The sequence below is a fragment of the Novosphingobium sp. AAP93 genome, assembly GCF_001296055.1.
Taxonomy (GTDB): domain Bacteria; phylum Pseudomonadota; class Alphaproteobacteria; order Sphingomonadales; family Sphingomonadaceae; genus Novosphingobium.
In genome coordinates this window covers 118,793-136,991 of record NZ_LJHZ01000029.1, presented here as the reverse complement: position 1 = coordinate 136,991, position 18,199 = coordinate 118,793, and the positions used below count along the sequence as shown (strand labels likewise).

Below are 18,199 nucleotides of genomic sequence, written 5' to 3'. Positions count from 1 at the left end.
GGGGCATCAGTCCTCGCTGCCGGGCGCGGGCTGGACGAGATCCGGGAGCGGCTGGCCGCCGCTGACGAGATCGAACAACCCGCCAAGCTTCTGCAGCACGCGGTACTCGGCGGCGCGCAGCGCGATCTGATTGGCCGTCTGCTTGGCCTTTGCGGCGAACAGCAGCTGTTCGGCATCGAGCAGATCGAACACCGTGCGCCGCCCGCCGCGGAACTGCTGCTTGTAGAGATCGGCCACTTTCTGGGCGGAGGCGATTTCCGCCTCGATCGTGGCGATCTTCTCGCGCGCGGCGCCAAGGCTGGCGTAATCGACGCGGATATCCTGCTCAACCTCGCGGCGGCGGCGATCGAGCTCATAATCGGCCTGGCGCAGGCGCGCGGCGATGCGGTGCTTGGTCGCCGTGGCGGCGCCGCCGTTGTAGAGGCGGTAGGAGAACGTCACCATCGCACGCGCATCGATGGCGCGGCCCGTGGCGCCAAGCACGTCCTGCCGGTAATCGCTGGCGATGGTGAGGCCGAGACGCGGCAGCGCGGTATCGGCCTGGCTGTCGTACTGCTTGTCGAGCGAGCGGCGGTCTTCAACGGCCTGCGCAAGCCGGGGACTACGTGTGTCGATCAGATCGACCGCGACATCGGCGCTTTCAGGGAGCGCAGCGCCTGCGGCAGGCACTTCGGCAGCGCGCAGCGGCATGTGATCGGTCAGGCGCTTGTACGCATTGCGCGCCTGTTCGAGGGCGCTTTGCCGGTCGAGCAGCTGCGAGCGCACGTTGTCGAGCCGCGTCTGCGCGCGTTCGACATCGGCAGCGGTGGTGAGGCCGAGGTCCTTCTGCACGGTGACGATGCGCAGGATCTTCTTCACCGAAGCGATCTCGCCCTCGGCCAGCGCGACGAGGTTCTGCTGCAGCAGCACACCGAGATAGGCATTGGCGATATCGTAGGAGATCGCCTCGATCCGCTCGCGCGTGCCCCATTGCGCGGAGCGGTAGCTGGCACGGGCGCGCTTGATATCGTTTATGGTGACGCCGAAGTCCCACAAGTTCTGGTTGAGCGAGACGGTCGCCTCGCTGCGGAAGCGCTGGGTGGCAGCTTGCGGAATGTTGCGCGCGAATTCGCGGCCCCACGCACCCGTTACGTCGATGCGCGGCAGGTAGCCCGCGCGCGCCTCGTTTACGGCAAAGCGGGCGTCGTCCTGCTGGGCGAGCGATATCTGGATTTCCGGATTCCCTTTGAGCGAGGCGATGATCGCGTCGGTGAGGGATTCGGTGCCTTCCGTACCGGGCGGCGGCGGGTCCGGGGCCGGGTCGGGTTCCTCCGGCTCGGGATCGGCGGGCGGCGGCGGGGCCGGGAGCGGGCCTGGGCCGTCGAGCTTCGAGAGCACCACGCGCCGGGGTGGCGGCGCCTCGGCCACGGCAGGCTGCGCCGGATCGAGCGGGGGAAGCTCGGTTTCGGTCGTCAGGCGTGCGTTCAGGGTGGAGCCGTCGGGCATCGGCCCTTGCAGCGGGACCGGCGCGGGTAAAGCGGCGAGTTCGGCCTGCGGGAGCGGGGGCACGACATCGGCAAGGATCGCCGGTGCGAAGGGTGCCGGAAACAGGGGTTCGGCCGAGGCCAGCCGGATCACAGCCGGCAGCATTGGCGGGGTGGGGGGCGGCGAAGGAGGGGGCGCTCTAACGACGCCATGACCAAGACTTGCTCCTGACACGGTAACGAGATCAGGACCCTCGAGGCCGTCGAGAACATAGGCCAACAGTGGCGGGGCCACTGCAGCAGCCGGGGAAGGAGCAGGCTCTGCAGCGCGCGCCGCGAACCCCGCCAGCACCGCGCCAGTGGCGAACGCCGTCAGCGGCAGTCGGGCAAGGGAATGCGGCACCTGGGCTTCCTTCTTGATCTTATCGATCCCGCACCGGTGTGCCGCCAACATGGTTAATTGCGGCGCAAGCAGACCCTAGGGGACAGCCCTTGTCCGCGCTTCAGGCGGGGTCGGCTGCGGTGTGGGTGAGCAGATGCTCCAGCTCGCTGTCCGCGAGGGGCCGTTCGAAGCGGATGCCGAAGCCGAGCGGGGTGGTCGCAACGATCTCACCGACGAGCGCAAGCCCCGCGATCTGCACCTGCACCGCATCGCCGCGACGGTTCATCAGGTAGGCAAGGCGCGGGCGGAACATCGCTCCGCCGCGCGAGAGGTTGATGAGGCGGCCTTCGTAGCCGACCATCTTCTCGGTCAGCACAATTTCACCGTCGATCCGGCACTCGTGGCGCTCGTCGGCGCGCGAGAAGACGGGGCGGCGGCCGAACGGGTGAAAATGCAGCGGCATCAGAGGGCTCCGCGCTGAGAGTTGGGCGTGGCTTCATCGCCCGCTGGCGGCTGCGCCACGGGTTCCTCGAAGCGCATGCCGAGGCGGCGCCGCAGGCGCTCCATCTCGGTGCGGGCATCGCCGAGCTGGATGGTATCGGCAGCAGGTTCGGCGGTCATGGCCGCGACAAAGGTCTCGAAGGCGGCGCGGTGCTCTGCGCTGCGCGCGTCGAGGCGGGTGATCGCATCGCGGTGGTGCGCAGAGGCGACCGCAAGGCGCTCCAGCCGCCGGTCGATCCGGCTCGCCACGTCACGAATCGCGCGGCGGTTGGCGGCGAGGCTGCCCTGCATCTCGTATCGCAGGCGCCGCGCTTCGATCAGGTGACGACGCGCCGCGCTGCGGGGCGTGAAGCCGAGCCACGCTGCGACCCGGCCCAGCGCGGAAGGCGGGGGAACCTCGCACGGCCCAGCAGACACGCGCGGCAGATGCTGCGCTTCACTCGCCAGCGTGATAAGGCTGTCGAGCTGACGGTGGATCTCGTCGCCATCGAGCACCGCCGAGCGCTCAGCAAGCGCGCCAAGTGCGGCAAGCGTGGCGCGGATATGGGCACGATCCGCTGCCGCATCCTCGTGCAGCGCGCGAAACTGGGCGAGCATGTCGGACTGGTTGTGCGCCAGCTCGGCGACCGCATCAGCCACCGGGCGCAGCATCCGGCGCGGATCGGCGAGCCCTGCGACGACATCCCCGAGGGTGCCGACAGCACCGGTGAGCCCGGTGATTTCCTGCCTGGTCGACTCCGCGTCGCGGGCAAGACCGATAATCGCGGCGCGCAGTTCGGCAAGCTCCGCCGCGCCCGCTTCGATCGCCCGGCGCACCGAGCCGAAATCGCGCGAAGGGCTGGTAGCGGCCTCGCCTTGCCCGGATTCAAGCTGCGCGAGGTTCGACAGCCAGTGTTCGAACTCATTGCGCAGCGTCTTCATCGCGCTGGTCATGCAGCGCTCGAGCGCGCCGAGGACCATCGAGGTCATCAGGCCGAACAGCGACGAGGAGAAGCCTACCGACATGCCGTTGAGCGGGGCCTTCATGCCCTCGATCATCCTGCCGAAACTGTCCGCCCCGGCGGAGCCCGAGAGGTCCATCGCGCCGATCAGGTCCGACACCGAGTGGACCGTCTTCATCAGGCCCATGAAAGCGCCGAGCAGGCCGAGGAAGACCATCAGGCCTGAGAAGTAGAGGATCGTCGACTTGCGGTCGTTGATGCGCTGGTCGACATCGTGGAGCAGCGTCTGGACGGTGTCCGCACCGATCTCGAGATGGTCCTGCTTGCCGAGCTCCTCGGCGATGAGGCGGTAACCCTGGCCCAGCAGCTCCGGTTCACGGAAGACGATGGCGGGCCGCGCATAGGGATCGCGCGGGCGCTTGGCACGTTCGCCGTAGTCGACCTGCAGCGCATGGAGCGCGATAACTTCGTTGCGCAGTGAGAGCACGTTGCGGAAGGCAATCCCCGCCGCCACCCCGAAGATCGCGAAGATCGACAGGTTGAGCGCCATCTTGGCCTTGATACCGTCGATCACGAATTCGTGGGCATAGATGCCGAGCCCGATCAGGACCGCCATGATGACGGTCATCTTGATGAGTTCGGCGCGGAGCTTCTTTTCCATGGCGGAGGGTCCGGAGGAGGGACGGCTGATGGCGGCGGTCATGGCTTGATCACCACGCGCACCATGTGCCCGTCGGGCGATGCCGCATCGGTGACGCGGATCTGGGTGGTGAGGTCGGTCGGCGCGAGCCCGGCGCGCAGGAGCAGGTTGCGCGTCATCGCTGCGCGGTAGAACGCGATGCGCTGCGCTTCGGACACCGAGCGGGTCTGCGGCGCGAACGACCAGATCTCGTACTTGGTGCCGGGGCGCGCCTTGCCCTTGAGGAAGCTGATGACACGGGCTGAATTTGCCTCGTCATAAGTCGCGGCATTGGGTGCGAAGGCGATCTGGAGCAGGGTATCGGCGGTCTTGACTTCGATGCCCTTGACATCGTCTGGCTGCTCCTGCGCCTTGACCTGCAGCTTCAGCGTATCGGGCGTTTCGCGGGTGCGGATCGAGAGGCGCTCCGCCCCGTCGATGGCGGTGGGAGAACGCAGCACGGCGCCGAGTTCGGCGACCGCCGTGCCCGCATCGGCGTTGACCGGAGAGACGACCGGAACTGCGCCAGGGGCGCAGGCCACCGGCTTGCCCATCTTGTCCACCTTGTGCTGCTGCGCTTCCTGCTGGGCCATCTGCTGCTTGAAATTGGCGATCACGCGCTGCGAAAGCTGCATGACCGCCGCGCTCATGATCACGAGCAGGAAGGTCACCACCATGATCACGGTGGTGAGCACGTCCACGAAAGCCGGCCAGTGATTGACTTCGCCGTCGGCGGATGCCCCTGCCACGTCATGCTCCTGTCGGGCGCGCTGCGATACCGCTTGGCGCCATGCTTAACCGGCCATAAGCCATCGTGTTTAAGGGGTCCGGGCCGGGCCGATCAGGCCGCTTCCCTAGGGGCCCGTTTACCATTCTGGCCTGTGAGTTGGGCCAGTACTTCAGCCGTCGGGCGATCCGCCACGACGCGGCCATTTTCGAGCCAGATCACCCGGTCCACGATCTCGAGCAGGGCAAGCCGGTGGGTCGCGACGATCAGCGTCTTGCCGCGCGTCGCCTCGGCGAGGCCGGCAATGACCGCCTGTTCGCTGGCGACGTCGAGCGAGGCAGTCGGCTCATCAAGCAGCAGCACCTTGGGATCGCGCACCAGCGCACGGGCAAGCAGCAGCGACTGCCGCTGGCCGCCCGAGAGCGCCGAACCGCGCAGGCCGACCTGACGCATGTAGCCTTCCGCCGTGCGGGCAATGAAGCCGTCGAGGCCCGAGCAGCGGATCGCGCGTTCGACTAAGGCGGCGTCCGGCTCGGCCATGCCAAGCAGGATGTTGTGCCACACGGTGCCTTCGAAGATCATCGCGTCTTGCGCGCTGTAGATCACGTTCCGGCGCAGCTGGGGAATCGCGAAGCGATCAAGCGCGTGGCCATCGAGCGTGATCAGCCCTTCCTCGGCGGGGATCAGCCCGGCGAGCAATTGCAGCAGGGTCGACTTGCCCGAGCCGGACTTGCCGATCAGCGCGACACGCTCGCCCTCGCTGATCTGGAACGAAAGACCCGACAGGCTCGGCGCACCGCTGCCCTTGAAGGTATGCCCAAGGCCTGCGACAGCCAGCGCGCCGCGGACCGGGGCAAGGCTGACGGCGGGATCGGAGACATCGCGCTCCGGCTCGGTCTGGAGCAACCCGGCAAGCGCCTGAAACTGCGCGAGGCTCTGATAAGCGCGTGCGAACATGCTCACGGTCGCGGCGACCGGAACCATCGCACGGCCTGTCAGCAACACGACCGCGATCAGCGCGCCGGTCGTCATCAGCCCCGCCTTGATCTGCAGCACCCCGATCACGACGACCATCACGGTGACCAGCTGCACCAGCAGACCGGCAGCGGAGGCTGGCAGTTCGGACCAGTGCCGCACTTGCTTGCTGCCGATGGCGAGGTGGTCGGAAATGACATCCCAGCGTCCCTCGAACAGGCCCTCCGCATGATTGGCCTTGATCGTAGTCCAGCCGCTGGTGAGTTCGGCCGTCAGGTCGCTGCGCGCCTGCAAGAGCTTCGAGGCGCGGCGGCTGGCAAGTTTCAGCGCATAGTTGCTGACCATGCCGAACAGGATGAGGCCGAGCGCACCGATCACAGGCCCAATCACGGTGAACCCGCCGATGGCTGCGATCAGCGTAAACAGCAGGACGACAAACGGCAGATCGACGCACAAGGTGGCGATGGCGTTGGGCACGAGCAGCGAGAGTTGCTCCAGATCGCGCAGGCCGGTGAGCATCGCACCGAAGCTCATGCCTGGCGTCGGCGCACGGGCGCGCAGCACCGCGACGGCGGCGCGATGCTGGACTGCCTGTCCGACACGGGTGGCCACGGCCTCCACGAAGCGTGCCTTGAGCTTCTTGAGCAGCAGCTCGAACACAAGGACGAGGACGACGCCGAAGGACAGCGCCCAGAGGCTTTCGATCGCGAGATTGGGCACCACGCGGTCGTAGATCGCGCGCATGTAGAGCGGGATGGCGAGGGCGCAGAGATTGAGCAAGGCGCTGGCCAACAGCATCTGACCGAGCGGTCGGCGCTCGGCGAGATAGGCACCGAGCAGCCACATCTTCGGGTTGCGGCGGATGAGGTCGCGTTCATGGGCGTCGCTGGCGCCGTTCACCGGGTCGACCGGGCCGCTGTGCAGTGCTTCGCCCGCAAGCAGAGGGCGCAGGGCAGCGAAGGGCACGGACTGCTCGCCCGCAGCATCCAGCGCGACAACCTGATCTGCGGCGCACTTGGTGATCAGAACCGCGCCGCCGCTCGCCAGGGGCACGACAAGCGGCAGGGCTGCCGGTTCGGGCGCGCGCTGGCCGATGGGGTGCCAATGCGCTTCCAGCCCGATCCGCGCCAGAGCGAACGGCGCGAGCTTGGCGGCGAGTGTTTCCTGCGCCATCGGCAGTGCGGCGCTTAGCGCGGCGGGGTCGTGTTGGATCCCCCGCGCGGCGGCAAGCGCTTCGAGCGCAGCGAGCATCGGCAAGGGCGTGATCGTGGGCTGAGCTTCTCCGCCTGTCTGCGTTGGCACCGGCCTGCTGCGGAAGAGACGGCCAAAGCGGCCTGAACGGCGGGCATCAGGCGACGCGGAGGATGGTTCGATCATTGGCGGTTACCCTGCTTTCGAGCCGGGAGTGCCAGTTTATGGAAAACGCCGTCTAAAGCCGGACCTACGGAACTGCGCGTAGGCCAAAGGCAAGGTGAAACAAGCATAATGACTGGTAAATCCCGGGCAACACTCTTCCTTTGACCGAGGTTCTGCCATGCGCTTTGCGCGCCTTCGCCAGTCGCTGATCACCTCGCTCGGCGGCGCGAGCCTGTTCGACGATCTGCGCGCCGGAGAAGCCGAGGCAGTTCTCGGCGGCAGGCTTGCCCTGGCCAGCCAGCCCATCGGCGCAGCTATGCCATGGAGCGCGCGCATTGGGCTCGGTGGTTCGTCGCGACTGCTCAAGGCCCTCGCGATCACGTTCGGCTTGGTCGTGCTGTGGATGGCGCTGTTCACCGTGGACAAGGTGACGCGCGGCGCCGGACGTGTGCTGCCTTCCACCCAGAACCAGCTGGTCCAGCACCTCGAAGGCGGGATTGTGAAGGAAATCCTTGTCTCCGAAGGCCAGCGGGTCCGGCGCGGACAAGTGCTGATGCGTATCAGCAATGCCTCGACCGGCGCCGCCATCGAAAGCGCGCGAACCGATCTTGTCGCCAAGCGGATCATGCTGGCGCGGCTCGATGCGGAGATATCGGGTGCGGGCAGCTTCACGCCCCCGCTCGAACTCGCCGCGCAGGCGCCCGAGATCGCCGCGAGCGAGGCCGGCCTGTTCGCTTCACGCCGCGCGCAGCGGATGAGCCAGGTCGGCGTGATCAACGAACAGGCACGCGCCAAATCGGCCGAGGTCGGCTCGCTGCAGGCGCGCCTTGCCAATCTGCGCAATGAGGAGCGGCTGGCGATGGAGCAACTCTCCAAGCTTGAACGCGCCTATGCCGAAGACGCTGTCTCCGAGCGCGATGTGCTCGACAAGCGCGCGGCGCTCCTGTCGCTGCGCACGCGCATCGCCGATGTCGCCAACCAGATCCCGCAATCCTCCGCCGGGCTGGGTGAATCTGCAGCACGGCGAGGGGAAATCTGGGCGAGCGACATGGAGCAGATCCGCGCGCAGGCCGCGCAGCTCCGGCTCGAACTTGCCAAGGCCGACGAGCAGTTCGGCGCCGTGCAGGACCGCGTCGCGCGCGAGGAAATCCGCGCACCGGTCGACGGCGTGATCAACCGGCTCAACGTGCGCACCGTGGGCGGCGTGATCCGCGGCGGGGAGCCGGTGGCGGAGATCGTGCCGGCGGCCAGCCAGGTGATCATCGAGGCGCGCATCGCCCCCAAGGACCGCAGCAACATCTGGCCGGGCCTGCCTGCGCGGATCAAGATCTCGGCCTATGATTCCACCGTCTACGGCTCGCTCGAAGCCAAAGTCGTGGATGTTTCGCCCGATGCGATCCAGGACCCGCGCGGCGGGCTTTACTACCGCGTGCGGCTTGACGCAGGTCGCGCCAGCTTCGGCGCCGGCATGCCGGTGATCCCGGGCATGACGGGCGAAGTGGCGATCCGTTCGGGCCGCCAGACGATCCTGAACTACGTGCTGGGGCCGCTCATCCGCATCTCCCAGGAAGCGCTGCGAGAGTAATGCTACGTCACGGAAATCCTAGCAAAAACGTCTGTGGCCGGACCGCACTGACAATAGCAAAAATGTCACACTGTGTCTGATTTCGCGTCTGCGGCATCAGCTTTGCCCTCCAAAGCTGTTTACACTTTCAATCGAAGGAATATCCACAACGCCATCAACCGGAGGCAGACCGGGGGGCTCTTCATGCCTGGCTGCTCATATCAGGGGGTATTCAATCCGTGCGAAATCTTTCCAACCTCGCGCTGCGCGGCGCACTTATGGCGTCTGCCGCAGCCTTTGGCGGCGTGGCCGCTCCTCAGGCCGCGTTCGCGCAGGAAACCGCCGCGCCGGCCGATGACGCCGCGCCTGCGGAGAGCATCGTGGTCATCGGTACCCGCCGTACCGACCGTACCGTCACCAGCTCGGCCTCGCCGATCGACATCATCGGCACCAAGGATATCGCGACCCAGGCGTCGGCAAACCTTGTCGATGTCATCCGCAACCTCGTCCCCTCGTTCTCGGTCCAGTCGAACTCGATCTCGGACGCCTCGACCTTCGTCCGCTCGCCCTCGCTGCGCGGCCTTTCGGCGGACGAAACCCTCGTCATGATCAACGGCAAGCGCCTCAACCGTTCGGCGCTGGTGCAGGTCTACTCGGGTGGTGACACCGGCCTCAGCTACGGTGCGCAGGGCGCCGACATCAGCTCGATCCCCGCGATTGCCCTCAAGAACCTCCAGGTCCTGCGTGACGGCGCGACCGCCCAGTACGGTTCGGACGCGATCGCCGGCGTGATGAACTACGTCATCCGCGATAACAAGGAAGGTCTCGAAGTCCAGGGCCGTTACGGCCAGTTCTACCAGAACGGCGACGGCAAGAGCTACCAGATCGCGGCAAACGCGGGCATCAAGCTCTCCGACCGGGCGTGGATCAACATTTCGGGTGAGTACAACGACGACGGCCGCACCAGCCGCGGCAAGACCCGTCCGACTGCGCTCGCGTTCGCCGCACAGAACCCCGGCGATGTCGGCCAGCTGCCGTACTACCCGCTGCCTGCCCAGATCTGGGGCAACTCGCCCACGCGCGGCTGGAAGATCCTGTTCAACTCCGCATTGGAACTGTCCGACAGCGCGAAGTTCTACGTGGTCGGCAACGCTGCCCGCAGCAAGGCCGAGCAGAGCTTCAACTACCGCGCCTCGACCGCTGCCGTGCTCGACAGGACCGGCTCGGTGCTCAAGTCGCCCGCCAACTACAATCCGGCAGCTGGCGATCAGGTGCTGTGCGGCCGCTCGTTCCTGAACTACAACCCGACCCCGGGTCGGGACGCGCTGGGCTGCGCGACCACGCAGGATCCCTATTTCCGCAACCTCTACCCGGCCGGTTTCACCCCGGTGTTCGTGGGTATCGTGCAGGAACTGTGGGGCACCGTCGGCTTCAAGGGCAACTTCGGCAAGCTTGACTACGATCTGTCTGCATCGAGCAGCCGCAACACGCTCGATCTGTCGATGTACAACTCGCTGAACACCGCGTTCACCCCGACCCCGGGCTTTGCGACCGCGCCGTACAACGTCCCTACGCAGACGAGCTTCGACTTCGGCCGTCAGGCGCAGAAGGAAACCAACGTCAACCTCGACGTGACCTATCCGCTCGAAGTCGGTTTCGCGAAGCCGATCGTGATTTCGGGTGGCTTTGAGTACCGCAAGGAAACCTACCAGCTCACCGCGTCGGACTTCCAGGCCTACGCCCAGGGCGGCGCTTCGGGCTACGGCGGCGTGAGCCCGCAGCAGGCCGGTTCGTGGAGCCAGCGCAACATCGCTCTCTACCTCGGTGCTGAAACCGACATCACCTCGAACTGGACCGTTGGCATTGCCGGCCGTTACGAGCACTACAACACCTTCGGTTCGGCCACCGTCGGCAAGATCAACACGCGCTATGAATTCATCCCGGGCTTCGCGATCCGCGGCACGGTCGGCACGGGCTTCCACGCGCCGTCGCCGGGTCAGCAGAACAACTCGACGCTGACGACGAACTTCAATCAGGGCGTCTCGATCCAGACCGGCACCTTCCCGGTCGGCAGCGCGATCTCGCAGATCTTCGGTGCTCGTCCGCTGACTCCGGAAAAGTCGACCAACTTCGGCGTCGGCTTCACCGCGCAGCCCAATTCGCACCTCACGCTGACGGTCGACTACTACAACATCAAGGTGCGCGACCGCATCTTCATCTCGCAGCCGTTCCCGACCGTCGATGCGGCGCATCCGGATGGCTCGATCACCGCGGCTGACATCGCCCAGTTCCCCGTTCTCGCGGCGGTGGGTGTCGGCGGTCAGGTGAGCTACTTCACCAATGGTCTCACCACCCGCACGCAGGGCGTCGACGTTGTCGCGACCTACAACACCAAGGCGCTTGACGGCGACATCAACGTGTCGCTGGCCTACAACCACAACAACAACAAGGTGCTGCGGGCCAACGCCAACGTGATCAGCGCTGCGCAGATCGGCAACATCCGCAATCTCGCCCCGCACGATGTCGCCCGTCTGACGGTCGGCTACTCGCGCGAGAAGATCGCGATCACGGTTCGCGGCAGCTACTTCGGCTCGTGGATCAACGCGACGGACTATGGCTTCGGCCAGACCTTCGGTTCCAAGGCAACCGCGGACCTCGACGTGACCTACAACATGTCGAAGGACCTGGCGCTGAGCGTGGGTGCGAACAACCTGTTCAACACCTTCCCGGACAAGCTGGATAACCGCTCGCTCACGATCTACCCGATCACCGGCGGTGCGGCTGACGGTCAGGTCTATGCCCGTAACGGCGGACCTTTCGGCTTCAACGGCGGCTTCTGGTACGCCCGCATCCGCGTCAAGTACTGAGTTCGGCCAGTCTGGCCAAACAGATCGGGCGGGGAAGTTTCGGCTTCCCCGCCCTTTTCTTTTGACCTTCGCGAGGGCAGAGGTGCGTCCGAGAGGACGACCAGCCCATGACCCTTCGCAACACCGCCATCGCCGCCTTTGCGGCGCTTTCGCTTGTTTCCGCGACAAGCCTGCAGGCCGCCTCGCAAGTGCCGCTGGGAGCCGAGCACGGCATGGTCGTTTCCGCGCACCGGCTCGCAAGCGATGCCGGAGTCGAGGTGCTCAAGGACGGCGGCAATGCAGTCGATGCGGCCATCGCGGTCGCTTATGCATTGGCAGTGACCTTCCCCGAGGCAGGCAACATCGGCGGGGGCGGTTTCATGACGGTGCGTTTTGCCGACGGGCGCACCACGTTCATCGACTTCCGCGAAACCGCGCCGGCCGCTGCGACGGCGACGATGTATCAGGACAAGGCGGGCAGGGTGATCCCGCTGCTGTCGACGCGCGGCCACAAGGCCGTCGCAGTCCCCGGCACGGTCGCCGGGCTGGAACTCGCACGCGAAAAGTTCGGCACTCTGCCGCGCGCCCGCCTCATGGCCTCAGCGATCAGCCTCGCCCGCGACGGCTTCGTGATGGATCAGGGTGATGCGACGTTCCTCGCCGAAGGCGCCGAGGATTTCGCCAAGGACCCGGCGAGCGCGGCGATTTTCCTCGATGCCGGCAAGCCGTGGGAAAAGGGCCACCGCTTCGTGCAGGCCGATCTCGGCCGCATGCTTCAGCTGATCGCCGACAAGGGCGCCGACGCGTTCTACAAGGGCGAGATCGCCGAGAAGATCGCGGCATCAAGCAAGGCGCATGGCGGCATCCTCACCAAGGCCGATTTCGCCGCCTATCGCGCGGTGGAACGCGCCCCGCTCGAATGCGACTACCGCGGCTATCACGTGATCTCCGCCCCGCCGCCAAGCTCGGGCGGCGTCGTGGTGTGCGAGACGCTGAACATCCTTTCCGCCTATCCGATGGGCGAACTGGGCTGGCATTCGGCGCAGAACATCCACTACCTGACCGAAGCACTGCGCCGCGCGTTCCATGATCGCAACGTCAGCCTTGGCGATCCGGGCTTCGTGAAGGCCGATGTCGCCAAGCTGATCTCGCCCGATTACGCAGCCAGTCTGCGCAGCGGCATCAGTGCGGACAAGGCAACCCCGTCCGTATCGCTCGGCGTGCCAGGTGTGGGGCATGAAGGCGCAAGCACCACGCATTTCTCGATCGTCGACGCGGCAGGCAACGCGGTCTCCCTTACCTATACGCTCAACGACTGGTTCGGCGCGCGGGTGACGGCAGACGGCACCGGAATCATGCTCAACGACGAGATGGATGATTTCTCTGCGAAGCCCGGCGAGCCCAACATGTATGGCCTTGTCGAGGGCACCAACAATGCCATCGCGCCCGGCAAACGGCCCCTCTCGTCGATGACGCCGACGATCGTCACCAAGGACGGCAAGCTCGTCATGGTCGTCGGCACCCCCGGGGGCAGCCATATCCCGACCGGCGTGCTGCAGGTCATGCTCAACGTGATCGACCATGGGATGACGGTGACCGAGGCTACCGATGCCTCGCGCATTCACGCGCAGTGGCTGCCCGACGTGATCTTTTGGGAACCCAATGCCCTTAGTGCCGAGACGCGTGCTGCCCTTGACGCAAAGGGGCACAAGCTGGAGCAGATGCGCTACTGGAACCAGATCGCCGCAATCCTCGTCGGCTCTCCCGCGCTGGGCCAACCTCCGGTCGGCCGCGACCGGCTCTACGGCGCGATCGATCCGCGCCTGCCGGTGGGCAGCGTTGCCGGGTATTGACCGGATGGCGTTCACCCACGCGCTTGCAACGGAGGAGGACCTTCCTCGCCTCCGCGCGCTGATGACGCGGGCAATCGAGGAGCTGCAACGCGGCTTCCTCACGCCGGAGCAAGTCACCGCCAGCCACCAGATCATGGGGCTCGATACGCAGCTGGTGAAGGACGGTACCTACTTCATGATCCTGGATCAGGGCGAACTTGTCGGCTGCGGCGGGTGGAGCTGGCGCGCAACGCTGTTCGGCGGGGACGACTCCATCGTTGCGCGCGAGCCACTGCCGCTCGATCCGGCAAACGACGCCGCCAAGATCCGCGCGATGTACGTCGATCCCGCACATGCCCGGCGCGGCATCGGCAAGCTCATCATGGCGCTGTGCGAGGATGCCGCACGCACCGCAGGCTTCAGCAAGGTCGAACTGATGGCGACGCTGGCCGGGCGGCCGCTCTATGCGGCTTGCGGCTATGCAGAGATCGAAGCGGTCGAAGCCACCTCCCGCGAGGGTGTGTCAGTGCCGATCATTCGCATGGCGAAGCCACTGTAGCGCATCCCGCTCGGGGACGATGTCGCGGCGCAGGGCTGCGACAGACCGCGCGACTTCGGTCTTGAACCTTGCCGCGCGGCGGGCGAAGAGCAGCGCGCAGCCGATAGCGCCGATCCGGTGCAGGCACGCGGATCGGGACAATCTCCATGGCGCAGATGACGGTGAAGGATCTCATGGTCGAAAGCGGCGTCGCTTTCGGGACAAGCGGTGCGCGCGGCACCGTGGTCGCGATGACCGACCGCGTCTGCTACGGTTATACACGCGGTTTTCTTTCCTACCTTGCGACGCTTGGCGAGTTTCAGTCCGGCGGGCGCGTGGCGCTGGCCGGAGACCTGCGCCCCAGTACACCGCGCATTCTCGCGGCCTGCGCGCGGGCGGTGCGCGACGAGGGCGGCGTGCCGGTATTCTGCGGCTATGTGCCGACGCCGGCGCTGGCGCTCTACAGCTTCGCGCAAGGCATTCCCTGCCTGATGGTGACCGGCAGCCACATCCCCTCCGACCGCAACGGCATCAAGTTCTACCGGCCGACGGGTGAAGTACTGAAGTCCGACGAGGCCGGCATGTCATCCCAGCTGGTCCCCCTGCCGGATGGCGCCTTCACGGCGGACGGCATGCTGACCGAGGCGGAAGTCCTGCCATCGGTTACCGATGTCGAGACCGCCTACGTCCAGCGCTACATCGATCATTTTGGCGCCGGCTCGCTCGGCGGAAAGCGCATCGGGGTCTACCAGCACTCCGCCGTCGGGCGCGACATCCTGGCACGGATCGTCCGCGAACTGGGCGCAGAGATCGAGCTGCTCGGGCGCTCGGAAAGCTTCATCCCGGTCGATACCGAAGCCATCCGCGACGAGGATGTGGTGCTCGCGCGTGACTGGGCAAGCGCGGTGACGTACGACGCGATCATTTCCACAGATGGCGATTCGGATCGCCCGCTGCTCGCCGACGAGAACGGGGTCTGGATGCGCGGCGACGTGCTCGGCATTCTCTCGGCGGCCCGGGTCGGGGCGACGGCGGTCGTCACCCCGGTCAGCAGCAACACCGCGCTGGAGCTTTCCGGTCTGTTCCCGCGCTGCCGCCGTACACGCATCGGCTCACCCTATGTGATCGCAGCCATGCGCGAAGAGCATGCCGCGCCCTCTGACGTGGTGTGCGGCTACGAGGCGAACGGCGGTTTCCTGCTCGGTTCGGACATCCCCGGAGCGGGCGGCACGACGACGACCGCGCTGGAGACGCGCGATGCCGTGCTGCCGATCCTGCTCGTGCTGACTGCGCCGGGGGGAAGCGTTTCGCAGCAGCTGGCCAGCCTGCCGCAGCGCTTCACCTTCAGCGACCGGCTCAAGGAATTCCCACCGACGCTCAGCGAGCAGCTGTTCGCGATGCTGAAGGCCGGTTCGCGCGGGGAACAGCTGGTGCTGCAGACGAAGCTGTTCGGAGCCTTTACAGGCGAAGCGAGGGTAATCGACGATACCGACGGGGTGCGTGCCACGTTCAGCAGCGGCGAGATCGTTCACTTGCGCGGATCGGGGAATGCGCCCGAACTGCGCTGCTATACCGAAGCGGACAGCGAGGACCGCGCAGTGGCACTCAACCGCGATGCGCTGGGCAGCGTAAAGGCGGCGCTCGGTTTGGCATAGTAACAGCTCCCTTACGACAAACGCTAAGTGACTTGGGCCCGATCGGTCGGCAAGTTCTTCGCGCGCTGCCCAGCGTCGTGGCTTGCGACCAGAAGGAGAGACCCGCATGACCCGCTCCTATCCGCTGTTCCAGCAGGCCTATTATGTGCAGAGCATCGACGCTGCAGCGGAGAAGTGGGCGAAGGCCTTCGGCGCCGGACCCTTCTTTATGGCCCGCCACCACCGCTGCGAGGAATTCACCTATCGCGGCACCGCGGTCGAGGCCGATGTCTCCTATGCCTTCGGCTATCTCGGCGACATGATGATCCAGTTCATCGAGCAGCACGATGACCAGCCATCGATCTATCGCGACATGTACAAGGCCGGCGAGGAAGGCTTCCACCACATAGCCTACCTCGTCTCCGACTTTGCCGCCGAACGCCAACGCTGGCTCGACATGGGCTATCCGCTGGCGACCGAGCTCTATGCCGATCAGGTGAACGCCGCCTATTTCGACACGCGCTCGCTCAACGGCGGCTTCACCGAGATCCACGGCGATCCGCCTCACATCATGGGCATGTTCGGCGTATGGAAACGCGCCCACGAAGCCCGCGACGCGAACACGCCTGCCACGATCGAAAGCGGTGCGATCAAGACCTATAGTCGCGCACCGCTGCTGCCGAAGTGAAAATGTGGGTGGTGTGTGGGGGGCCTCTGGCGCACCCGACAGGATTCGAACCTGTGACCTCTGCCTTCGGAGGGCAGCGCTCTATCCAGCTGAGCTACGGGTGCGTGGGATGCACCGCCTAGCAGCGCCGCGCGCTGCTTGCCAGAGGTTTGTCGTTTAGGGATTTGGTAGGCGCCGCGGGGTTATTCCCCCGCGCATGGCCAGCCGTCCCCCCTCTCATGATGCGAATCGTACGGGCGCTCGTCCGGCGGCGAGCCAGATGGCGGTGAAATGGACGGCGGTGCACGAGGCTGCGGCGGCCATCGGCGAGCTCGCCGGAATTGCGCCCGAATATCGCTCGCCGGAGGTGCGGAACTTCCCTGCGATCATGCGCGATACGGGGGGGTGGCGGATGCGGCTTGCCGAGCAGGGCGTGGACGATCTCGCCGCGATTCTCGAGCCGGGCCTTGCCGCCTTGCTGGCATTGCATGACAGCGGGACGCCCGCGGGTGCGGCGGCTCTGGCGCTCTGGCAGGAGTTTCATACGGCACGCGCGGGGCTGCTGGCGCTGATCCCGCCGCTGGGAATCGAACGCTAGCGCCAAAGCGCGCTTTCTTTGTTCTATTTTTGTTCTTAAGCTGCAGCCATGCTCGATTCGGCCATCCCTGCGACTGCCCCTGCCGAGCGCGAGGCGCAGGCCGTCGCGCGCGGAATCGGGCGGCTGTTTGCGCGAAATGGCATCTGGTGCCTGCGGGAAATGCCGCTCCGTTCGGGCCGCCGGGCCGATCTGATGGGGATCGACGGCAAGGGCCGGATCGTGATCGTGGAGATCAAGGTCGCGCGGAACGATCTGCTCGGCGATGCGAAGTGGCCGGACTATCTGGAATATTGCGACCGGTTCTACTGGGGCCTTGCCCCGCACCTTGACCGCGCCTGCCTTGAAACGCCAGCTTTCAGGCCGGATCTCTGCGGCCTGATCGTGGCGGATGGCTATGACGCGGAGATCCTGCGCCCCGCCCCCAGCCTGCCGCTCGCCCCTTCGCGCCGCAAGGCAGAGACCGAGCGGCTCGCCCGCGCGGCGCTGCGGCGGCTGGTTGTGGCGGGCGATCCGCAATGTTCCGGGTGGGGCGAAGAGCCCTAGAGCCAGCCGGCCGTCGCCAGCAGCAGGACGATACCGAGCAGCGCAAAGAACAGCGCCGCAATCAGGCGCACCACGCCGAGCGGCACGCGTTTGACGATCTCTCCGCCGAGCAGCACCGCGGGCACATTGGCCAGCATCATACCGAGGGTGGTGCCCATGGTGACCGCGACGGCATCGTGGAAGCGGGCACCGAGCGCGATGGTGGCGACCTGCGTCTTGTCGCCCATTTCGACGAGGAAGAAGGCGATCAGGGTCGTCAGGAATGCACCGCCGCGCGAAACTGCGGGCGCTTCGTCGTCGTCGAACTTGTCGGGTACCAGGGTCCAGGCGGCCATCGCGAGGAAGCCGATGGCGACGGCATAGCGGAAGGCCGGGCCGTCGAACCAACCCGCTGCCAGCGATCCGACCAGCGCGGCAAGGAAATGATTGGCCAGCGTGGCCACGAGAATGCCGAGAACGATCGGCAGGGGCCGCTTGAACCGCGCGGCGAGCACGATGGCAAGGAGCTGCGTCTTGTCCCCGATTTCTGCGAGGGCGACGATGGCGGTGGAGGTGAGCGTGGCGGCAATCTGGGCTTCGAGCATGGGCAGGTTCCAAGGCCGGGCGAGCATTCGAGACAACGGCACCGCACTCCCCCGCCCGGCCGGACGGGGAGCACAGGTGCCATTGGTCTCGCCCGGCAGCTTCAACCTCGAAGGCCCTTCGCTGCCGCCTGCGCCATGGCCTCTCGGCCAAGCATGTTGACGCGCCAGACAAGTCTGGCAGGGGACTGCGCATGGACGCGCAGCGGCTACTCCCCAAGTGACGGCGCGGGCACTAGTCCGCAACGGACCACTCTGCAAGGCACTTGACGCGCGACAGGGATGGACGGCCCGCGTAATTGCTGTATTCAACAATGCATAGCACCAATGATCCAACCCGGCTGCGGGAGGCGGTGCGCCCTGAACAGTGGA

The 18,199-nt window shown here is 66.3% G+C and carries 14 protein-coding genes and 1 tRNA gene; 8 read left to right on the top strand and 7 right to left on the bottom strand.

Features of this window, described 5'->3' with window-relative positions:
- Positions 1–6: 6 nt before the first annotated feature.
- The 5 genes from IP83_RS06900 to IP83_RS06880 form a co-directional block, all read right to left on the bottom strand.
- Positions 7–1,866 carry a TolC family outer membrane protein gene (locus tag IP83_RS06900; RefSeq protein WP_197274302.1) on the bottom strand — a complete coding sequence of 620 codons (1,860 nt, stop codon included), beginning with the start codon at positions 1,864–1,866 and terminating at the stop codon, positions 7–9.
- Between the two features lie 100 nt (positions 1,867–1,966).
- Complete coding sequence (locus tag IP83_RS06895) at positions 1,967–2,308, bottom strand: PilZ domain-containing protein (protein WP_054121458.1); 342 nt, start codon at positions 2,306–2,308, stop codon at positions 1,967–1,969.
- Positions 2,308–3,948, bottom strand: a complete 1,641-nt coding sequence (locus IP83_RS06890; RefSeq protein ID WP_156309608.1) for a hypothetical protein — start codon at positions 3,946–3,948, stop codon at positions 2,308–2,310. Before IP83_RS06890 ends, IP83_RS06895 begins: the two co-directional genes overlap by 1 nt.
- 38 nt (positions 3,949–3,986) lie before the next feature.
- Positions 3,987–4,715, bottom strand: a complete 729-nt coding sequence (locus IP83_RS06885; RefSeq protein WP_054121456.1) for a hypothetical protein — start codon at positions 4,713–4,715, stop codon at positions 3,987–3,989.
- Between the two features lie 92 nt (positions 4,716–4,807).
- Positions 4,808–7,045 (bottom strand): ATP-binding cassette domain-containing protein, encoded by a 2,238-nt coding sequence (locus IP83_RS06880; protein WP_082364547.1) that lies wholly within the window; start codon positions 7,043–7,045, stop codon positions 4,808–4,810.
- A gap of 157 nt (positions 7,046–7,202) precedes the next feature.
- Between IP83_RS06880 and IP83_RS06875 the strand changes: the two genes are divergently transcribed.
- The 6 genes from IP83_RS06875 (at position 7,203) to IP83_RS06850 (ending at position 16,126) form a co-directional block, all read left to right on the top strand.
- On the top strand, positions 7,203–8,609 hold the full coding sequence (locus IP83_RS06875) for an HlyD family type I secretion periplasmic adaptor subunit (RefSeq protein WP_054121454.1): 1,407 nt from the start codon (positions 7,203–7,205) through the stop codon (positions 8,607–8,609).
- A gap of 218 nt (positions 8,610–8,827) precedes the next feature.
- Positions 8,828–11,455: a TonB-dependent siderophore receptor gene (locus IP83_RS06870; RefSeq protein ID WP_231624946.1), complete on the top strand. Its 2,628-nt coding sequence runs from the start codon at positions 8,828–8,830 to the stop codon at positions 11,453–11,455.
- Positions 11,456–11,562: 107 nt separating this feature from the next.
- Positions 11,563–13,287, top strand: a complete 1,725-nt coding sequence (ggt, locus tag IP83_RS06865; protein ID WP_054121452.1) for a gamma-glutamyltransferase — start codon at positions 11,563–11,565, stop codon at positions 13,285–13,287.
- Between the two features lie 61 nt (positions 13,288–13,348).
- Entirely contained in the window at positions 13,349–13,825 is a 477-nt protein-coding gene (locus tag IP83_RS06860) for a GNAT family N-acetyltransferase (RefSeq protein WP_231624945.1), read from the top strand.
- A gap of 146 nt (positions 13,826–13,971) precedes the next feature.
- A complete protein-coding gene (locus tag IP83_RS06855) occupies positions 13,972–15,459 on the top strand; it encodes a phosphomannomutase (RefSeq protein WP_054121450.1) in 1,488 nt (495 codons plus the stop codon).
- Positions 15,460–15,565: 106 nt separating this feature from the next.
- Positions 15,566–16,126, top strand: a complete 561-nt coding sequence (locus IP83_RS06850; RefSeq protein WP_054121449.1) for a VOC family protein — start codon at positions 15,566–15,568, stop codon at positions 16,124–16,126.
- A gap of 27 nt (positions 16,127–16,153) precedes the next feature.
- Here the strand turns inward: IP83_RS06850 and IP83_RS06845 are convergent.
- Positions 16,154–16,230 (bottom strand) — tRNA-Arg (locus IP83_RS06845).
- Between the two features lie 92 nt (positions 16,231–16,322).
- On the opposite strand from IP83_RS06845, the gene IP83_RS06840 reads away from it, so the two are divergent.
- Together IP83_RS06840 and IP83_RS06835 are read left to right on the top strand one after the other, a co-directional pair.
- Positions 16,323–16,703, top strand: coding sequence for a hypothetical protein (locus tag IP83_RS06840; RefSeq protein ID WP_231624944.1), 381 nt, complete (start codon positions 16,323–16,325; stop codon positions 16,701–16,703).
- A 48-nt stretch (positions 16,704–16,751) separates the two neighbouring features.
- A complete protein-coding gene (locus IP83_RS06835; RefSeq protein ID WP_054121448.1) occupies positions 16,752–17,246 on the top strand; it encodes an MmcB family DNA repair protein in 495 nt (164 codons plus the stop codon).
- On the opposite strand, the gene IP83_RS06830 is transcribed toward IP83_RS06835, so the two are convergent.
- A complete protein-coding gene (locus IP83_RS06830) occupies positions 17,243–17,815 on the bottom strand; it encodes a TMEM165/GDT1 family protein (protein ID WP_054121504.1) in 573 nt (190 codons plus the stop codon). The genes IP83_RS06835 and IP83_RS06830 overlap by 4 nt on opposite strands.
- Positions 17,816–18,199 lie beyond the last annotated feature (384 nt).